Origin of the sequence: Veillonella parvula (genome assembly GCF_036456085.1) — a bacterium.
Lineage (GTDB): Bacteria > Bacillota > Negativicutes > Veillonellales > Veillonellaceae > Veillonella > Veillonella parvula_E.
Map to the genome: position 1 here is coordinate 1,263,165 of NZ_CP138632.1, position 21,506 is coordinate 1,284,670.

Below are 21,506 nucleotides of genomic sequence, written 5' to 3' on the forward strand. Positions count from 1 at the left end.
TACCATAATCAAGGACTATTTTGCACCCTTAATGAGTCTCAATTTCTTAGTCTTCGTCATCCGTTTAATAGCATATTCCCTACGTTGTGCTTCTTGTTTTTGGTGAAAGCTTTCAGCATATACCAAGGTCACAGGACGACGTCCTCGCGTATACTTTGCACCGCCTGAGATATGTCCATTATGAGCATCTATTCGACGTTTAAGATCTGTAGTCCATCCACAATACAAAGAGTCATCAGAACAACGCACTAAATAAATATAGTGCATTTCTTTTGATTCATCACCTTGAACACTAGCGTCATTCAAGATTGTATCACAATCTACAATTATACCGTGTACATCTTGTGTAGATGCACATTCACCAGAAAGAGACTTTTGAGAAGTACTTTTCTTATTTCCCATTTTTCGCATCATCAGTGATTGGTTCCAATGTAATGGTATTAATAATTACTGGTTCTACTGGCTTATCATTGCGGCCGGTTTTAACTTTGCCGATTTTTTCAACTACATCCATACCTTGTACTACAGTACCAAAGATGGTGTGTTTATTATCTAACCAATCCGTAGGTCCCAAGGTAATGAAAAATTGAGAACCTCCTGTATTAGGGCCACGGTTAGCCATGGCTAGAACGCCCATTTTATTGAAGTGTAAATCATTGGAGAATTCATCAGGAATTGTATAGCCTGGGCCACCAGCACCTGTGCCATCAGGATCTCCACCTTGAATCATAAAGCCTTCGATAACACGGTGAAATGTCACACCATTATAGAAGCCTTTTTTCACGAGATAATCAAAATTTTTGACCGTAATCGGTGCTTTAGACCCTAACAAACGAACCTTAAATTGACCATAGTTTGTATCAAAGATAGCATATTCATCAGCAATTGGTGCGTTTGTAAAATTGGGCATAGCTACAGTTTCTGCTTTCACGGTATTACCTTGTGGTTGTTCACCACTGTTTGTACCGCATGCAGTTGTACCAAGCACTGTAATCCCCAACATTGCGCATAAAGCCAAGCGTTTCCAGTTCATATGTCCCCCAAAATACTAATATTATATTTAACTAAAATGTAGATTTAAAATTTACATAGAAAAACCGCTCAACCCATGAGCGGCTCTTTTTTAGTATATCATATTATGGCACTATTGAAATTAAAAATATAAAAAAATAATATAACAACAAAAAACAGAGCTTCAAAGGAGCTCTGTTTTTGTAATCCTCAAATAATCACGTAGTTAATTCGATTATTTAGAGTCAAATTGATCTGGAGTTGTATTGTTATAAGACTCAATATAATTATTGAAATTCTCAATCATGTCGTTAAGGTTGTTTTCATTTGCATCGTTAAGTACTTGACGAACAGAACCAACTACAGAGTTATAAGAGTTAACAAGCACTTCTCCACGATCATTATTTATGCTCTTAAGCAATGTTTGAATTTCATTAAGTTCTTTTTCTACAGCTTGTTTATCTGCATTTTTAGGAGATTTTTCTACATTTTCTACAAGAGTAGTCAAGCGAAGCGTAGATTCCATTGCTGCAGCATAGCCTTTTTTACCGTCTTTTTTCAATTTTTCGATTTGTTTCTTAGTTTGTTCGGTGTTAGCTTTGTTAAGAGCATCATTGAACTTCGCATAAGCTGCATCAAATTTTTCTACTTGTGCTACGTATTTAGCTGCTAGTTCTTTACCTTTAGCACCACCATCGTTCATGTAAGCTTTAGAATCATCATAAGCTTTCAAATCTTTGAATGTTGGTACTAATTCATTAAGAACATTTAATACATTATCGCGTTCTGTATCAACTTCTTTGAACGTAGAGCCTTCTTTTTTAGATTTTTCCAAAGCATCTTTTAAAGTATCATAATGAGGTTGACGACCAATAGCACCTTCTTGGAAACCACCTTTTAATTTAGCCAAACTATCCGCATAGTTTTGACCCCAAGTTGCATTGTCACCATTGAAGTTGTTTGTTGCATCAATAAGTGTATTAAGCTTAGCAGCTGCTTTCTCATCGCTACCGCCATCAACAACGGAGGATACTACGGAGCCAATGCCACCCGCTTTATCACTGCCGCAACCAGAAACAAATAAACCTGCTGTCAATGCCGCTACACAAAGTAAAGTTGAAAATAATCTGCGTTTATTGTTCATATCTTCTCTTCTCCTTTTAACACATGAATATTAAACTAAGCGCATTATACTAACTATACTACACCAATTCTGTAGCCACAGCTACAAAATCAAATCTTCATATAAACTTCACCTAATTTAGAGGAATTATCAATAATTAATCGATCCATTTAAAATGCTTACACGCATTATAGATGCCATCTTTATCACAGTCTGTAGTAATATAATCAGCCTTTGCCTTTAATTCAGGGCGCGCATTACCCATAGCAATATTTAACCACTCAGGTCTAAACATAGATAAATCATTATACCCATCACCAAATACAACAGCTTGATTTGGCTTCATTCCAAAGTGTTCAAGCATATTACGAATACCCAACGCCTTTTCCATAGGCTCATATAGAACACAGCCATCACCATAACGAATGAGCTTATGTGTCATATGCTCGATATCCTTCTCCTCTTCCTCTCCTTCTTTGAAAAACACATAAATCTTATAAAATTCTTCAACACTATGAAAGTCAAAATTAGGGTCTACAGTTGTTTTAAATACATCCCAATTAGGATGCCACTCTAAAATTTCCTTATACGGCGTAATACGACCAAGTTTATTGCGGTCAGTTACAGCCCAAGGAATATTATGTGATTCTAAATACTCTAAATATTTAATACATGCATCACGATCCATACCTATCATAGATACCAATTCATTATTAACAGTGATACTGTGACCACCATCTGCTACAAAATCAGTAAGGCCCGCTTGCTCTGCAAAACGCTTAGCATCCACTTGAATACGACCAGTTGCTAAGGCTACACGGTGACCACGACGCTTTAACTCATCTAAACTGTATTGAGCACTTTCAGGGATTTTACCTTCAGGCCATACAGCTAAAGTATTATCAATATCAAAAAAGAAAAACTTCTGCTCCACGGCCCCTCCTAATCACGTCCACTCATTAACTTAAACCGTTCTTTTTGTGCTACATCTGGATATTTTTTACGATCCACATCACTCACAAACATTTCTAAGGGACGTACATACATATCGCGCTCATCATACAGTTTTTGATAAACTACAAACTTTTCACCCGTCTCAGAGTGAGTCGCTACATCTAGCACGTAATAATACATGCCTTTAAAATGACGATATAAGCCACCCTTTACAATTTCTTGCATTTATAACCTCATCACATAACATACACAAATAGTTACAAACCATATTAATCAAGAGATTCCATATATTGAATAGCTTTAGTCAACATATCTGCTGTAATTTTATATGGAGATACATCAATATCATGAACAGATGTAGCCTTTTCAACAATTTGAGGAATATGCGATGCAGTAAGATCTAATTGTGAAAGTTTAGTAGGCCAACCTAATTCGCGATATACTGGCAACCACCGTTGTAACTCATCCATTTGTTGGTCAACGGTTAACAAAATAAGTAAGCCATAAGCTACTATTTCACCATGCAAATGATTTTCTTCTGTTTCTTTATTAGTAACACAGCCATAACATACAGCATGAGCCATGTTGCTATTATATGCCATAGGAACACAACCTGATACAACACCGGTAGTAAAGATAACAGTCATAGCAATGGTATCAAAGGCATCACTACGTTTATTAGCTTGACTATCTTTATAGGCTTGTATACCATGTGCTAAAATTGGTTCACTACACATAGAAGCTAGAGTAAGGCCTAACTGAGTATTATAGTCTTGCTCGCGATTGCGAGCAGAAAGATGAGTTTCATAGTGTTTTGCAATAGTATCTCCCATTCCTGCCCACAAGTAACGGCTTGGTGCTTCTACGAGAATATCAGCATCAATAAAGCAGTGCACAGGAGGATGATTTACAAAAGCTACGTCATCAAAAGTATGATCTGCCGTGTATACAGCTGCCACTTCTGACGTTGCCGCACAAGTAGATGCAATGGTTGGAATTGTAAAGAATGGTTTATCATCTAACTCTATAGCTACTACTTTTACTGTATCCATGGCCTTACCACCACCAACAGCAAACAAAAAGTCCGCATCTTTTACAGATGCCATTTGTGCAATTTCCTTGCCTCGAGCAAAAGTACACTCTCCACCAAAGTGGATAATATCTAGCACCTTAATCCCCGCTTTATCAAGCACGGGACGAATGTGTGGCAAAGCTTTAGAAAGAGCTGTTTCGCCACCGATGATAGCTACAGACTTGCCATATAATTTTGTAAACTTTGGAATAGCGTCAAATACATCATGACCTCCAAAACTATAACTAGGTAAACAATGAGTACTACGCATAAAATTTCCTTCCTTCTTTTATCATTTATATCCTTATTTATCCTTATTATAGAAACTTCTACACACAAAATCAATTTTATATGACAACAATCAAAACATAAAAAGGCTCTATACTCTCACAAAATGAAAGCATAGAGCCTTTATCTTTATTACTTATTATCGGAAGCAAGACCTTTATGGATAAGGCCTACAACGAAGCCTAATACCGCAAAGCTCACCCATCCCATACCAGCACTTTGGAATGGAATATATTGAGCAAAGAGCTGTTCCAAAGCTGTAGGTGCAATACCTGCAGTTTCAAGACCAGTCATGAGGGCAGAGATCATTGTGAAAGCCATAGTCCATGCATATACGCAACGACGACCACCAAACACATTATGAAGAAGTGCCAACAAAATGATTACGATAGTCAACGGATACAAGAGCATCAACACAGGGATTGCTGCACTGATGATTGTTTTCAAGCCAAACATACTGAGGACAAACGCCGCTAGAGAGAAAATTACTACATATAATTTGTAGCTAATCTTTGGTGTCAGCTTGTGGAAATACGTACCGCAAGAAGTGATAAGGCCAATACTTGTAGACAAGCAAGCTAGCAGAACGATGATAGCCAAGATGATTTGACCGAACTCACCAAACAAATAGTTAGCACTTACGGACAATACAGGAGCCCCTGTCTCGAACAAACCAAAGCGTTCAACACTAGTAGCACCGATATTAGCGATAAATACGTAAACAATACCAAGAAGACCTACCGCAATAGCACCTACCTCCATTACCGTTTTTGTAATCACAGCACGAGATGTAGCACCGCTAAGACGAACAAAGTCGATTACAAGAATAGCAAATACTACGGAAGCTAAGGCATCCATTGTATTGTAGCCATCTAGGAAACCCTGTAATACAGCCGTTGGCGCATCACCATATGCCGGTTGTGGCACCGCATAACCACCAAGTGGAGTAATAAAGGATTTAACAATTAACAACAGAATTACAAGTAGTAAAGCTGGTGTCAAAATATTGCCGATACGGTTAACAAGTTTTTGCGGACTAATAGATAACCACAAAGAAATACCAAAGAATAATGCCAAGAAAATTGGTTCCATATTCATGCTTAAACCTTCAGCAAAAGGTTTAATTGCGATTTCATAAGCTACAGTACCAGTACGTGGCGTCGCAAACATTGGACCAATACTCAAGTATAAAGAAATTGTGTACAACAAGCCATAAATCGGATGAACACGACTTGCAAGTTCTTCAACATCTTTACAGGAAGAGTAACCCATCGCTGCAACCCCTAAGAGTGGAAGGCCTACACCAGTTAATACGAAGCCGAGCAAAGCCCAACCTACATTATCACCAGCATGTTGCCCTAAGGCCGCTGGGAAAATCAAATTTCCTGCCCCAAAGAATAGAGCAAATAACATCATACCTATAGCCAAATAGGCACGGGTCGACAGATTGTCGTTACCATTCATAAATGTAACCCCCTTTAGGTCAATAAAATAATATTACCATTATAATCTAAAGGAGCTAAGGTATACAAGAAAAATATCCTCACTATTCTATATCCGTATAATGTTATTCCCATAAGTAAAAGGATTTAATTTTTAAATATAGCTGTAAAAGCATGTGACATCACACATCTTATACATATTCGTTCATGATATGGTAATAAACTATTATCTATGAAAGGTTTCTTATATGAACTTGCACATCATAGAAGGTACTACCCCAGCCTTGATCTGTGGGACGAGCTGCGGTAAGCGCATTGATTGCCACATGAGGATCACTCGATTGGGATTGCCACCATACACCTAGCGTTACCAAAGTCCCCCGTTGCACTTCATCGTCGTAGTAGGCTTTAATTTTTACACTGCCACGATTGTTATAGATTTCTACCTCAGCACCATCGTTTATGTTATACATTTTTGCATCTTCTGGATGAATGCGAAGTTTCATCAACTCAGGATCATTAAAGTCTAATTCGCAGAAGCTAGAGTCCAAAATTCGAATATCATTACCGATTATGAGCCAAAACGGTGCATTGTCACCATATGGAGGCATATACCGAATTAATGGTTCTACATCTTGCGGATTATATAATTCAATTTTTCCAGACGGTGTTTTGAAATCCATCTTATAATTTTCAGGTACCGTCATCTCCACAGGCTCACCGTTTAAAATCAACTCTTGGTCCCTCTTGGATATACGACTCGAAGTGTGCACAATTTGTTCAATAAGCTCTCTTTCACTAAGGTTAAAAAATGCATCCTCCAACCCCATACGTTTTGCTAACTCGGCGATAACTTGCCAATTGGAACGAGACTCCCCAACTGGATCAATCAATTTGTAACCCGTACCAATTGTGTAATGACCATAAGAATTATAAATATCATCATGCTCTACAGATGTTGTGGCCGGCAAAATAATATCCGCATATTTACAGGTATCCGTAAAAAAACGCTCATGCACAATTGTGAATAAGTCATTACGCATCAAACCTTTACGAACCACATTTTGATTAGGTGCTGTAATAGCAGGATTTGAGGAAAACACATATAAGCTATGGACCCCAACTCTTTCGGGATTTGTAAGCATCTCCCCAAGTTTAATCATAGGCATCAATCGTTTAGCTGGCGCATGAACATGAGCCTGTTGCATCATATCTTTGCCAATAAATTTACTACCACTAGCACTCGACAACAATCCACCCCCAGGATATTGCCATGCTCCAACCACAGCAGGCAAGGCATTAATAGCACGGCATGTCATAGCACCATTACCATATCGAGACAAACCACTGCCGAGACGGATAAACGGCGCTTTTGATGTAGCGTATGCATGAGCGAACTCAGTCATACGATCCACGGAAACACCACAAATATCAGATGCTTTCTCCGGCGTAAAATTAAGCAACACCTCTTTTACCAGCTCATCGTAGCCTTGGACATGTTCCTTAATAAAATCTGTATCCGCCAAACCGTCACGATGAATGATATGGAGCATACCTAATGCTAGCGCTCCATCACTACCTGGTTTAACGTAAATATGCTCATGAGCTTGGCTAAAAGTATAGGTTTTATGAGTATCGATAATCCAAACGCGGGCACCATTCTTTTTTGCTATGTTCACATCGTGTAAAATATGAACATCTGTAGCTGTCGCATTTATCCCCCACAAGACGATACAGTCGCTATGTTGCGCCTCTTGTGGTTTAATACCTAATGTTTCACCATAAACGGACCGGAACCCCGCTTGTTTAGCAGGAGAGCAAATACCTCGATCTTGGTCTGTAGCACCAATACGGCGAAAAAAATAATCTGCTGCAGGACTCTGAATAACCCCCATTGTTCCTGCATAAGAGTAACGCAAAATACTTTCACTGCCATAAGTATCAATAGTTTCTTTGAAATTATTGACAATTGCATCAAGGGCTTCATCCCAACTAATACGAGTGTACTGAGCTTCACCAATTCCCTTTTTACCGACACGCTTCATAGGGTACTTCAAGCGCAACGGAGAATGGATTACTTTTTCATAATGTGCCATCTTAGGGCATAGTGTACCTCTTGTGAAAGCATGTGCTCTATCCCCTCGAACAGATATTACTTTATTATTATCGACTGATACAATGAGTCCGCATGCATCAGGACAATCGTAAGGGCATACAGATTTATATTCTTTCATGATAAGCACCTCGCTTATAAATTGTATAAACTATAGGATGTATATTTATATTATATTATAGTATGACTCGTATAAGTATAACCTTTTGCACATATTCTGAATTAAAAAGGTTTTAGAAATGATTATTTTATGTATATCAATGCATTCAATTATCACATTACATTTATGACCTCATCATTTATTTTGATATATGTAGTTAAACATTTCAAGTTTTATCGATATCTATCCATTATCATTCTTGTCCAATGCCTAAACAGATATACTAATAAGTTCTATAAAAATACCAAAATTCTTCAAAAAAATCATGTAATCATTACTAAAAGTCATAACCATATAGTTTTAGGTATAATCAGACATTTTAATAGTGTCGTATAGATTATGTGACAAAAATCACCGGTACGTATGCGTATTTAGTAATGTCGTTCAGACTGTAAGACTATTCAATCTCACTTGTTTCTGTGCTATACTGACAGTGTCATTTGAGAGGATATAGAACTCACAAGAAATCATTTTGAATTCATGGTTATCTAATGTGAAGTAGCTATATCAGGTACATATTTTCTGAAAAGAGGTTTTAACGATGGCAGACGCAAAAAACACTGTGTTATTCCCTTATGAAACACTAAAAAAATTGAGCATGGACGCTTTCCAAAAATTTGGTTTCTCCGAAAAAGAAGCTGACATCATCCAAGACGTACTTTTGACTTCTGACTTGTTCGGTATTCAAAGCCATGGTATGCAACGTATGGTTCGTTACCATAAAGGTATCACTAATGGCTTGATTAAAATCGATGCTAAACCTGAAATCGTAAAAGAAACTCCAATTTCTGCAGTTATCGACGGTCATGACGGCATGGGTCAATTATTGGGTCATAAAGCTATGGAAATGGCTATCGAAAAAGCTAAAAAATCCGGTGTTGGTATCGTATCTGTACGTAACTCCAACCACTACGGTATCGCTGGTTACTATGCTAAAATGGCATCCGACCAAGGCTTAATCGGTTTCTCTTGTACAAACTCCGAAGCAATCATGGTTCCTACATATGCTCGTAAAGCTATGCTTGGTTCTAACCCTATCGCTTGGACTGTACCAGCTGATCCAGTTGACTTCTTCTTCGATTGCTCCACTACAGTAGTAACTCGTGGTAAACTTGAAATGTACAACAAAATGGGCAAAGCTACTCCAGATGGCTGGGCTGTTAATAAAGATGGCGTTCCTTCCACTGATGCAGCTGAAGTATTGGGCAACATCTCCCGTCATGAAGGTGGCGGTATCCTTCCTTTAGGTGGTGCTACAGAAGTTCTTGGCGGTCACAAAGGTTATGGTAACGGCATGATTGCTGAGTTGTTCTCCTCTATCTTGTCCCAAGGTGGTACTTCCAACAAATGTATGGTTGGTGGTAAATCCAACATCTGTCATGGCTTCATGGCTATCAACCCTGAATTCTTCGGTGACCCTGCGGAAATCAAAAAACACTTCTCCCAATTCTTACAAGAATTACGTGAAGCACCTAAAGCTCAAGGTCAAGATCGTATCTATACTCATGGCGAAAAAGAACATGAATCCGTTGAAAAAGTTAAAGCTGAAGGCATCCCTGTACTTAACGGTACAATGCTTGAAGTTCAAGACCTTTGCAATGAATTAGGTCTAGACTTCAAATCCTACTTCGGCGATTATGTACCAGAAGCTCCTGCTACAATGTTCAAAGGTAACTACTAATACCTAAACTTAGTAATGGCCCTAACAAGGACTTGTAGTTAGTACAGAAGGGGACATAAACACTGTTTATGTCCCCTCTCTTATGTTTTTAACCTCATAGGCTATGAGGTTAAAAAATTTTATGTACTATATCAATTTTTATGATAAGTATATCTGTTATTTTATTGTAAGCTTTTATTTTAACTGAACTTTTACAAATTAACATCATAGCGATTTATTCATCAATTAAATTGATTAAACTACGTCGTCCTGTTGAGCATATATTTTTGTTTTACTTGAAAGGATGATCTTAGAAATGAGTGCTATCACCGTTCTATTAGCGCTATCTCCAATCATTTGGTTGATTGTAGCGTTATCCATCTTGAAATTACCTGCATGGCAAGCAACAAGTGTTGCTGCGATTGGTTCTTTCATTATCGCTATTACAGCATTCCAAGCTGACCCATTTATTATGGTCACTGGTGCCCTTGAAGGTGCCGCATTGGCAATCTGGCCAATCCTATTAGTTATTACAGCTGCTATCTTCGTTTATAACTTGGTAGTACATACGAAAGCAATGGAAACTATTAAAACCATGCTTTCTTCTGTAACATCTGATACTCGTGTACTTGCATTACTACTTGCATGGGGCTTTGGTGCCTTCATGGAAGGTATGGCTGGCTTCGGTACTGCCGTTGCAATTCCTGCAGCTATGATGGTTGCCGTAGGTTTTGACCCACTTAAATCTATCATCGCATGTCTCGTTGCAAACTCCGTACCAACAACATTTGGTTCTATCGGGATTCCAACAACTACATTGGCATCCTTAACAAACCTTGATCCAAGCCATTTAGGTACATTCATTTCCGTACAATTGTTCTTGCTTAACCTTATCGCTCCATTCTTTGTTGTTATGATTATTGGTGGCGGTATTAAAGCGTTAAAAGGCGTATTCCTTGTAACATTGCTTTCTGGTTTAGCATTAGCAGTTCCTGAAACTGTAATCAACGCTGTAATGGGTCCAGAATTATCCGTAATTTCTGCATCCATCGTTATCATGGCAGTTATCATTGGTTGTGCAAAAATCATGCCTCCTAATGATCCTAAATACGCAGTTAAACAAACTGGCGAAGTCCCTAAAGTTTCTGGTGGCGAAGGCCTTGTAGCTGCAATGCCATTCATCTTAATCTTCGTATTATTGTTATTAACTTCTAAATTGTTCCCTGCAATTAATGGTCCTCTTGCGTCCATTAAAACATCTGTACCTATTTATCAAGGTGCTGGTGCAAAACCTTACACATTCGTATGGATTGCAACTCCTGGTATTATGATTTTTATCGCTGGTATTGTTGGTGGTTTCATCCAAAAAGCAAAAGCTGGCGAAATCTTCGGTACATTGGGTAGCACAGTTAAAAACTTGAAATTCACATACCTTACAATCATCACAGTTGTTATGACAGCTAAATTGATGACTTACTCTGGTATGACTGCAGACATTGCAAAAGCAATGGTTGCTGGTACAGGTACATTGTATCCTCTATTCGCTCCTATCGTGGGTGCGTTGGGTGCATTCTTAACTGGTTCTGGTACAAACTCCAACGTATTGTTTGGTCCACTTCAAATCGCTGCAGCTCAAGGTTTAGATCCTACAAACTTCGAAGACCTTGGCTTCTGGTTGGCAGCAGTTAACTCCGGTGCAGCTGGTATCGGCAAAATGTTGTCCCCACAATCCATCGCGATTTCTATTGGTGCCGTAGGTCCTGCTTTAAAAGCATACCTAGAAAACCACAAAGAAATCAGTGCTGAGGAAGCTCATAAACTAGAACATGAAATCGAAGCAAGCGTTATCATGAACAGCGCATTCAAATACTTCTTGATCTTCATCGTTATGCATGGTTGTATCTCCTTCTTCGGTCAACATTTCATTCATGAAATTCATCATTTCTTCTTCTAAGAATTAGTGAAACAAAAAGAACAGCTCATTACGAGCTGTTCTTTTTTGTTTGTATTAAAATACTACATTTTTATTCTTACTAATTATAATTAGAAATACTTGCGCTCAACTTTCCATTTTGTAAAGTTGCCACTTGCTGCATCGATTTCAAAGTCATATTCGTAACCATTGTATCGAATTTCACCTTCGTATTCTAATCGACCATGATCATAGTCATGCCCAAATTCAGTTACATTAGCTTGTGTTGCTCCTGGCACGCGTGCCAATGCACGATTTAATGCCTCTTGCTCACCGATACCTTGCGCAGATGCAAATGTTGTTAATCCAACAGCAGCCACAGCAGCCAATACGAAGGCTTTCATAAATTTTTTCATAATAACCTCCTATATACGATAAATTATATTGATTTTTTTAGATTTACTCTGTATATTTATTTTAATCTATAAATCGAAATACATCAAACTCAAACTTTTAATATACAACCACCTCTGAAACACTATACACTACGTTATTATTTATATACTCACAAAAATATTTTATATATAAATACAAAAATTTAACCTAAGTAAAATAGTATATAAAGGCTAGAGGTATATACAGACCAAAATAGAAAAAGCTTTTACATATAAATCTATAGAATAATCCATACAATTATGTTACAATACATTTTATTATAAGATAAAATTTAATGCAGTCTGCGAAGTGCGATTCGCAGACTTTTATTTTTCTCACTTTAATATAGGAGGGTTTTATGACTCAAGAAAGCTCTGCTAAAGTCTCTTTCATCTTGGTAGTATTCCTCGGTCTGTTGACGGCGATTACACCCTTGGCAACAGATCTTTATTTACCGGCATTACCAATTATGCCTGGGGAGCTGAATACAACAGCTTCTAATATTCAAATGACCATAGGTGTTATGACCTTTGGTGTCGCATTAGGACAACTATTTGGTGGCCCCATTAGTGATACAATGGGGCGTAAACTCCCCCTTATCGTTGGTAATTTGCTGTGTGTCATCTCTGGTATCATCTGTGCCTACGCACCTAGTATTGAAATACTGTTACTAGGTCGATTTTTACAAGGCTTAACAGGATCTGTTGGTGTTGTAATTGCCAAAGCTATCGCTCGTGACTTTGCATCCGGCCAAGAATTGACTAAGCTATTTGCATTACTTATGATGGTTAATGGCCTTGCGCCAGTACTTGCACCATTAATAGGTGGCCAATTGCTCTTATTCACCACATGGCGTGTAATCTTTGTAATTCTAGCCGTATTCTCTGCTATTCTTTTAGTGGGCTCTTTTCTTTTCCGTGAAAGCTTACCAAAAGAACAACGTGTAACTGGTGGTATTAAAACAGCAACTAAAAACTATATTACACTTATTAAAGATAAACCATTTTTAGGACAATCTCTAATCCAACTTTTTGCTTTCGGTGCATTCTTTGCGTATATCTCAGGCTCATCCTTTGTATACCAAAATATTTTCCAATTATCTGCTCAAGAATTTAGTTACCTCTTCGGTATCAATAGCTGTGGTATTATTTTAGCGAGTGCCATTAGCGGCCGCCTAAGTAATGTTGTAACATCTTATCAATTCCTCACATTCAGTCTTTGGCAACTGGCAATCGGCTCTTTACTATTCCTAGTAGCCATGCTATTAGGATGGCCTCTCATTCCTGTTACAATCATACTATTCTTCACCGTATGTACCGTATCCCTATTCGGCTCCGCCTCCTTCTCTATGGCAATGACCAAATATGGGAAAATGGCCGGTAGTGCCTCTGCAGTGCTTGGCTTTGCCAGCATGTTCTCTGCAGGGATCGTGTCTCCACTCGTTGGTATTGGTGGGGAATATACGGGTATTCCCATGGGGATTACAATGCTAGTATGTGCAGCGCTTTCCTTATTGTGCCTATATAGTTTGGTAGAAAAAGAGTAATCTCTTTTACACATTTGTATGAGCCCTACAATGGGGCCCGACTACAACAGAATAATATTAGTATATAAATAAGATACCCCTTTCCTTGCTCAGTACGGCGCTACGCTTCGTAAAATTGCTTTGGAAAGGAGTATCTTATTTGTATTGACACTACCCGTAGAGACGTCCCATTGTAGGGCTAACAAACTATATCTAAAATATATTAATTCTTTCTTCCTACAACATTCTAAGCACAATAAAGGAACTCTCCTGTCCAACGGATTATGAGAAAAAGAGATGTGCCATAGGCACATCTCCTCTCCCTATCCACTGTACTAGTTATATATTTTCAATGGGACATCTTCATAACGGTTGTATATAGAAAAGAACACAGCCCTCTCTGCAGCGATTTTACGAAGCGTAGCGCCGTACTGAGCCAAGAGAGGGCTGTGTTTTTTCTATACTAGTAATATGCAGTTGTAACGGGGCCCCATTGAAAATATAACGAAGCACACCTTTATTCAAACATTGTCGATAGTAGTAATTTCAATCGGTTTGCTTGGTTTACCGCACTGGAGCCTGGATCGTAGTCGATAGCTGCAATTCGCACGTCTGGGTATGCAGCGGATAGTGTTTTCACCATGCCTTTACCTGTTACGTGGTTTGGTAAACAGCCGAATGGTTGTAAGCATACGATTTGTTTAGCTCCTTTTTCGATAAGGTCAATCATATCTCCTGTGAGGAACCAGCCTTCACCACATTGGTTACCAAGTCCGATGAATTGAGCTGCTTCTTTTGCTACTTCTGTCATACGTTGTAGCGGGTCAAAGTGTTTTGACGCTGCTACGGCTTTTGCATATGGTAAGCGGTAGAGCTCAAGGGCTTCACGAGCCAATGTACCGAAGAAGCCAGATAGCCATGTACCATCAAGGTGCTTAGCACGGTATGTGCTATCCATTGCACAATACAAGAAGAAATCTAGCAAGCCAGATGTAACGACTTCGCCGCCTTCCTTTTCAATAAGCTCATTAATATGATTGTTAGCACTTGGATGGAATTTAACGTAAATTTCCCCTACGACACCAACACGAGGTTTTTGTACATCTTTATTAACTGGCAAGTTATCAAAATCATGGATGATTTCTTTGATGTACTTATTATATTGTCGAAGACTGGCGGATGTAATATTATCACGTAATTTTTTAATCCAGTAATCACATAGTGCATCGGTAGAACCAGGATTTGTCTCGTATGGACGTGTGGCAAGAACACATTGCATGAGCGCATCACCGTATACAACGGCTTGAATCATGCGATGCAAGAAGCCTTTTGTCAACTTAAAGCCTGGTTGACGTTCCATATCACTCGCATTAAGAGATAGGATTGGTACTTGTTTCATACCCGCATCAATTAATGCTTTACGTAAATAACCGATGTAGTTGGTAGCACGACACCCACCACCAGTTTGAGAGATGATAACAGCCGTCTTATCTACATCATATTTACCGGATAACAGTGCGGACATGAGCTGCCCTACAACGATAATCGCTGGGTAACATGCATCATTATTGATATATTTCAAGCCCACTTCAATATCGTCACGTGTTGGAGCTGGCAACATTTCAAAATTGTAACCTTCATGTTGAAGAACAGGCTCTAAAAGGCTGAAATGTAATGGTGACATTTGTGGCACCAAGATTTTATAAGTCTTACGCATTTCTTCTGTGAAGACAACGCGATTGTAATCGTAAGTTGGTAATTTCTCTACCACTACTTCTTCCGGCGCCTCAGGATTATGATGACGACGCAAGCTACGTTCCATTACAGATTGCAAGGAACGCAAACGGATTGTCACGGCTCCAAGGTTTGTACCTTCATCGATTTTGAGCAAGGTATGGATTTTGTGATTTGCTGAAAGTATATCTTTTACCTGATCTGCTACGATGGAATCGAGGCCACATCCAAAGGAGTTAAGCTCTACAATTTGGAATCCTTCAGTTCTACTTACGAATTCAGCGGCACGATATAGGCGACTATGGTAGGACCATTGGTCTACAACACGTAAATGCTTGATTTCATTGCCTAATGGTGCAACGCCATCTTCTGTAAGAACAGCCATACCAAGAGATGTGATAAGTTCAGGAATACCGTGGTTAATACCGGAGTCCAAATGATATGGACGGCCAGCCAATACGATTGTTGGAATTTGTTCTGCTACGAGGCGAGATACAGTTTTCTTTGTCGTTTCACGGTAAGACGCTTTACAGTTTTCCTGCTCTTCCCAAGCGAGGTCTACAGCCTTAGCAATATCCTTCTTCTTTAAGTTTAAAAAATCCAATGCTTTCACAAGGGCCGGAACAAGGGATTTTTTATCAGCTAACGGCAAGAATGGTGCGTGGAATGGAGTATCGCCCAATACCTCTTGCATATTATTTTTGATAAGTTCTGGATAGGAAATAACCATTGGACAATGGTAATTATTGTCGCGACTAAATTCCTTAGGGCCATGTTGAATACAAGGGTACCAAATAAAGTCTACCTGTGCATTCGCTAAATCTCGAATATGACCATGTACAGCTTTTGCAGGATAGCAAGCTGTATCGGATGGAATTGTATCGATAGCCTTATTGTATTGCTCCTTAGTCGTATAATCTGAAAGGATTACTTCATAACCCAAGCTATTGAAGAATGTGAACCAGAATGGAAAATCCTCATACATGTTGAGAACGCGAGGAATACCTACGCGCATTTTACCTTCAAACTCGGGAATATTTTTCTTCAAGTAGTAATCAAAGTAACGACGTAATTTTACATCTACCAAGTTAGGAACTGGCTTACGTTTCTCTTGAATCATATCGCCAGCGCCACGGTCACAACGGTTGCCCGTTACGTATGTACGACCATCGGAGAAAGCATTGATAGTAAGCATGCAGTTATTTGGGCAAAGACCACAATTGCGCATTGTCGTAGATACTTGTAAAGAATTAAGGCCTTCACTATCTAGCAATGTACTTTCACCCTTTTGTAACTCTTCCGCCGTTTCCGCTGCAAGAAGAGCCATACCGTATGCACCCATCAAGCCAGATACATCAGGGCGAATCACCTCTACGCCCATCAATTTCTCAAAGGCACGCAAAACAGATTCATTATAGAACGTACCACCTTGAACAACGATATGATCGCCTAATTCTTTAGGGTCTTTCACCTTAAGAACCTTATAAAGGGCATTTTTAATTACAGAATAAGCAAGACCTGCTGCGATATCTTGTACCGTAGCACCTTCTTTTTGAGCCTGCTTAACCTTAGAGTTCATAAATACAGTACAACGAGATCCTAAGTCGATTGGCATAGGTGCCAATAATCCTTCTTTTGCGAATTGATCGATAGGAATGCGTAGACCAGATGCAAATGTATCAATAAAAGAGCCGCAACCAGAGGAGCAAGCTTCGTTCAACACGATATCTTCGATGTACCCATCACGAACCTTACAGCATTTCATATCTTGACCGCCAATATCCAAAATAAAGGATACATCAGGGCAGAAGAATCGGGCCGCACGATAGTGAGCCATCGTTTCTACTTCACCAATATCGATGCCGAGGGCGCGTTTAAGAAAGGCCTCACCGTAGCCAGTTACGCCAGAGTGTGCAATATAGGCGCCTTTTGGCAATAATTCATATATTTTCTCGATGATTTCACGAGATTTTTCTAACGGTTTACCATGGTTAGGACCATAGTGAGAGAAGATAATTTCCTTGTTGCTATTGATAAGAACTACCTTAAGAGTAGTAGAGCCAGCATCAATACCAAGGTAACAAGGACCTTGAGCATCCTCGATATTCGCCTTTGGCGTTACCGCCTTAGCGTGACGAGCTCGGAACTCTTCTAATTCTTGTTCATTTTTAAACAGCGGATCCACACGGTCTGTAGCTTCCATAGGAATACCAATAAGTGCACCGATTTCCTTTGTCAATTGACCAACCGTAATCTCACGGCACTCATCTTTCATCAATGCCGCCCCTAAAGCGATGAATAATTCACCATTTTCAGGGATAATGCGATGCGCTTCATCTAGCTCTAAGGTATCACAGAAGCATTGGCGTAATTCAGACAAGAATGTCAACGGACCGCCAAGGAACGCTACATTACCTTCGATTTTATGACCGCATGCAAGGCCAGCAATCGTTTGATTTACAATTGCTTGGAATACAGATTTTGCAATATTTTCATGAGATGCGCCTTGATTTAACAAAGCTTGTACATCTGTTTTAGCAAATACGCCACAACGTGCCGCAATTGGATAAATCGTATCAGCATTCATGGCTAATTGATTAAGACCAGATGCATCTGTCTGCAATAAGGTCGCCATTTGGTCGATAAAAGCACCCGTACCACCAGCACAGGAACCATTCATACGGTGTTCCGCAGTTTGACCTAAATACGTAACCTTCGCATCTTCACCACCAAGTTCGATGATAACGTCTGTTTCTGGATAGAGGGCTTTTACAGCTCGCGTTTCAGCAATCACCTCTTGTACGAATGGGATGCGCACCTTTTCGGCCATAGCCATCCCACCAGAACCAGTAATACATACATGAACAAGAGCGTCTTCATGACCAACTTGAGCCTCTTGTAGCAAGGTATATACTGTGTCCAATATGTTTGCATAATGGCGTATGTACTTTTTATACAAATAATTATCGTGTTCGTCCAATAATACAACTTTAACCGTTGTAGACCCCACGTCAATCCCCATGCGTAGCATGTGCTGCATAAATACCTCTCTTTTTAACGACCGTATGACCACCTAAGTGACCATACTTATTTTTGTGAAAGTCTCACATGTAATATGTACAACATATATACTGTACTAAGCATCTAAAATAAAAATTAAATTAGATAAGGATATAATACTTTCACCAAAATATCTAAATTTTTAAATATCCTATCTTTATTATACAACAATAGCAGTTAAAATCTAAGTTATTTCTATATCTAAAATGTTATAGAAAATATGTTAAGATTTAAATTACAAAGTCATATATATAATAGGATGTAAAAAATATTATACCATTTTACAATGAAAAATAACGTAACTTTTGCAACATAACAGGACAAATCAAATATATTAACTGCATTAGACAATATGCAATAGATAAAAACTAACCCCCAAAATGGATTCCAATTTGGGGGTTAGTTCATAAGACAGTATATCTTATTCGTATCTATAAAGTTATGTCATGAGAGAGTATTGTATTAAATACATATATGTTATTAACGATCATTGATTAAAACGCTGGAATAATAGCCCCTTTGTAATGATCTTCGATGAACTTCTTAACTTCTGGAGATTGTAATGCTTTAGCTAATTTTTGAATAGCTGGTTTATTTTCATCACCAGGGTTTACGGAAAGAAGATTTGCATATGGAGAATCCGCTTTTTCTACGAATAAACCATCTTTTGTAGGATTAAGACCTGCTGGCAATGCATAGTTAGCATTAATTACAGCTGCGTCTAAATCTTGAATGGAACGAGGAATTTGAGCTGCCTCTAACTCTGTAATTTGGATGTTTTTAGGGTTGCTAGTCACATCAAATGGTGTGTTAGTCAAACCAGTTGGGTCTTTCAAAGTTACAAGACCTGCACTTTGCAACAAGAGAAGTGCACGAGCACTGTTTGTTGGATCAGATGGAATCGCTACTTTTGCGCCATTTGGCAAATCTTTTAAATCTTTAATTTTTTGAGAGTAAATAGCTAATGGTTCGATGTGAACTGGTGCAAAGCTTACGAAGTTTGTGCCATGATCTCTGTTAAAGTTATTTTGGTAAGGCACGTTAGCAAAGAAGTTTGCATCTACTTCATGGCTAGATAATGCCATGTTTGGTTGAATGTAGTCTGTAAATTCAATGATTTGAAGATCTACACCTTCCTTAGCCAATAAAGGTTTAATTTGATTTAAGATTTCAGCATGAGGTACAGGGTTTGCTGCCACTTTTAACACCTCTGCTTTAGAACTACCAGCACTGCTGGAACTTGCGTCATTTGTGGAAGAACCACAACCACTAATCAATAAGGACGCGCCTAGTACGGCCGTCGCTGCTAATGCTAACCATTTTTTCATGTAATCCTCCTATCTACGATGAACACCTACATCTATTGACGAGGACTCATGCGTATACAACACACGTAGATATGTTAATAAATCTATATATTCTTACACTGTATCTACATTTAATTATTTAATAATTTCGATGTGGTTAGTATAGCAATTTAAATCCTACTCGTATAATAGTTTTTATATATCCATGGATATAACTTTAAACTATAGCAAGATAAGAGTAATTACATTTAGCTATGCCAAGTACATAAAAACGGTACTAAGATGATTCCCCTAACTACTAGGTAATATACCTAATAGGTACAATCAAACTTAGTACCGTTATAAATATCGCTCTATATAATAAACAATCTAATCAAAATCAAAAGATTCAATTATAAAGTTGACGTTGTTTGCTCCACAGAAATAGTTACAGGTGCTGATAATTTAGCCTCTAACCAAGCTTTTATTCGTTCCGAATCTGCATCAGATACAATGGACGCGGTATGGATAATCACCATATAGCGATTCGCTTTAGGCTGTTCTAAATTATCTATCAAAGGCATGCCTTCCACTCTACTTACAAACGGGAATAACGCCTTTGCTTCAGCTTCTGTCGTTTTCATAGTGTTTATAGTTTCACTTACTAGTTGATAAGTCGGCTGGTACAGATTACTCAAGTTTGTATATTTTTCATGATCCTCCGAGGCTTTATTCAAGCTCGTCTTATCCACAGCAGATTTTTTCTCATCTACACTATTAACAAATCGCACTGCATAAGACTGCAAATATTCGTCTTTCTGTAATTTATCATCCAACTGGGATCGTTCCTCTGAAGTCACAGGAGCTCCTACAACTACTATATCTACTAGCTTATTCACTCGGTCCAATGAATAATCAATCACTAGTCGACGCCCATCTTGATTAATATTGGTCTTAATAAACTGCTCTATATGATTTGACTCAGAATACTTGATGGTCATATCATAGCCTGCATAAATGCTTGGTATAGCCATAATAAGACCAATCACAAGAAATATTAGCTGATTACGACGATTAATCTCTTCTGCTTGCTTATGGGATGGCAAACTATATACACCTTTTAAAACAATAAAAGATGCAAAGAAGATGAAAAATGCATTTATAAAGAATAGATACCCAGCCCCAAAGAAATAATGCCAATTTCCATTAGCCAGTCCATATCCTGCCGTACACAGTGGTGGCATAAGTGCAGTCGCAATCGCTACCCCTGGTATGACATTATCTAAGGTCTTACGCGTTTGACCAATAATCCCAGCTAACCCACCAAATATAGCAATGAATACATCAAAAATATTCGGTTCTGTACGCGCTAATAGTTCAGATGTAACTGTCTGAACGGGGGAAATATAAAAATATAAAGCAGATGCCAAAACAGCAATCGTAATCTGTAAGGACAATCTTAAAATAGCACTTTTCACAACTGTAAAATTAAGCGTAGCGAAGCCAAAGCCAGTTGCTAGAATCGGTCCCATCAACGGCGATATAAGCATAGCACCAATAATAACGGCTGTACTATTCATATTCAACCCAATAGAGGCAATAAACATGGAGAGGATCAGGATAACCAAAGCAGGTCCCTTAACCTTAGCCCCACCTATCAACCTTTTAGCAATAGTTGCATCATCGGCTCGTTCAAAATGTATATCAAAGTATTTATTTAGTTCCATTCTT

General features: G+C 38.6%; 15 protein-coding genes. 3 read left to right on the forward strand and 12 right to left on the reverse strand.

Annotated elements, in window-relative coordinates; genetic code table 11:
* Positions 1 to 15: 15 nt before the first annotated feature.
* The 8 genes from PK1910_RS06045 to PK1910_RS06080 form a co-directional block, all read right to left on the reverse strand.
* Entirely contained in the window at positions 16 to 267 is a 252-nt protein-coding gene (locus PK1910_RS06045) for a GIY-YIG nuclease family protein (protein ID WP_058948385.1), read from the reverse strand.
* A gap of 124 nt (positions 268 to 391) precedes the next feature.
* A complete protein-coding gene (locus tag PK1910_RS06050; protein WP_004695007.1) occupies positions 392 to 1,033 on the reverse strand; it encodes a peptidylprolyl isomerase in 642 nt (213 codons plus the stop codon).
* 213 nt (positions 1,034 to 1,246) lie between these two features.
* Positions 1,247 to 2,155 (reverse strand): DUF3829 domain-containing protein, encoded by a 909-nt coding sequence (locus PK1910_RS06055; RefSeq protein ID WP_004695006.1) that lies wholly within the window; start codon positions 2,153 to 2,155, stop codon positions 1,247 to 1,249.
* A 136-nt stretch (positions 2,156 to 2,291) separates the two neighbouring features.
* Positions 2,292 to 3,068, reverse strand: a complete 777-nt coding sequence (locus PK1910_RS06060) for an HAD family hydrolase (RefSeq protein WP_004695003.1) — start codon at positions 3,066 to 3,068, stop codon at positions 2,292 to 2,294.
* Between the two features lie 8 nt (positions 3,069 to 3,076).
* Positions 3,077 to 3,313, reverse strand: a complete 237-nt coding sequence (locus PK1910_RS06065; RefSeq protein ID WP_004694999.1) for a DUF1653 domain-containing protein — start codon at positions 3,311 to 3,313, stop codon at positions 3,077 to 3,079.
* Positions 3,314 to 3,357: 44 nt separating this feature from the next.
* Positions 3,358 to 4,431, reverse strand: coding sequence for an iron-containing alcohol dehydrogenase family protein (locus PK1910_RS06070; RefSeq protein WP_004694993.1), 1,074 nt, complete (start codon positions 4,429 to 4,431; stop codon positions 3,358 to 3,360).
* A 149-nt stretch (positions 4,432 to 4,580) separates the two neighbouring features.
* Positions 4,581 to 5,912, reverse strand: a complete 1,332-nt coding sequence (gene brnQ / locus PK1910_RS06075) for a branched-chain amino acid transport system II carrier protein (RefSeq protein ID WP_058948117.1) — start codon at positions 5,910 to 5,912, stop codon at positions 4,581 to 4,583.
* Positions 5,913 to 6,120: 208 nt separating this feature from the next.
* Complete coding sequence (locus tag PK1910_RS06080; RefSeq protein WP_058948118.1) at positions 6,121 to 8,124, reverse strand: molybdopterin-containing oxidoreductase family protein; 2,004 nt, start codon at positions 8,122 to 8,124, stop codon at positions 6,121 to 6,123.
* A 580-nt stretch (positions 8,125 to 8,704) separates the two neighbouring features.
* On the opposite strand from PK1910_RS06080, the gene PK1910_RS06085 reads away from it, so the two are divergent.
* A complete protein-coding gene (locus PK1910_RS06085) occupies positions 8,705 to 9,844 on the forward strand; it encodes an Ldh family oxidoreductase (protein WP_004698291.1) in 1,140 nt (379 codons plus the stop codon).
* 295 nt (positions 9,845 to 10,139) lie between these two features.
* Positions 10,140 to 11,777 (forward strand): L-lactate permease, encoded by a 1,638-nt coding sequence (locus tag PK1910_RS06090; RefSeq protein WP_004694986.1) that lies wholly within the window; start codon positions 10,140 to 10,142, stop codon positions 11,775 to 11,777.
* Positions 11,778 to 11,866: 89 nt separating this feature from the next.
* On the opposite strand, the gene PK1910_RS06095 is transcribed toward PK1910_RS06090, so the two are convergent.
* Positions 11,867 to 12,151 carry a PepSY domain-containing protein gene (locus tag PK1910_RS06095; protein ID WP_058948119.1) on the reverse strand — a complete coding sequence of 95 codons (285 nt, stop codon included), beginning with the start codon at positions 12,149 to 12,151 and terminating at the stop codon, positions 11,867 to 11,869.
* A gap of 377 nt (positions 12,152 to 12,528) precedes the next feature.
* Here PK1910_RS06095 and PK1910_RS06100 point away from each other — a divergent pair, with 377 nt between their 5' ends.
* Entirely contained in the window at positions 12,529 to 13,716 is a 1,188-nt protein-coding gene (locus PK1910_RS06100) for a multidrug effflux MFS transporter (RefSeq protein WP_058948120.1), read from the forward strand.
* Between the two features lie 496 nt (positions 13,717 to 14,212).
* Here the strand turns inward: PK1910_RS06100 and PK1910_RS06105 are convergent, their stop codons facing one another.
* From PK1910_RS06105 to PK1910_RS06115, 3 genes are all read right to left on the reverse strand, one after another.
* On the reverse strand, positions 14,213 to 18,469 hold the full coding sequence (locus tag PK1910_RS06105) for a 2-hydroxyacyl-CoA dehydratase (protein WP_058948121.1): 4,257 nt from the start codon (positions 18,467 to 18,469) through the stop codon (positions 14,213 to 14,215).
* 514 nt (positions 18,470 to 18,983) lie between these two features.
* The gene (locus tag PK1910_RS06110; RefSeq protein ID WP_058948122.1) at positions 18,984 to 19,817 is read right to left on the reverse strand and encodes a MetQ/NlpA family ABC transporter substrate-binding protein; all 834 of its coding nucleotides are present in this window, start codon (positions 19,815 to 19,817) and stop codon (positions 18,984 to 18,986) included.
* 371 nt (positions 19,818 to 20,188) lie between these two features.
* Positions 20,189 to 21,502 (reverse strand): DUF389 domain-containing protein, encoded by a 1,314-nt coding sequence (locus PK1910_RS06115; protein ID WP_058948123.1) that lies wholly within the window; start codon positions 21,500 to 21,502, stop codon positions 20,189 to 20,191.
* Positions 21,503 to 21,506: the final 4 nt, after the last annotated feature.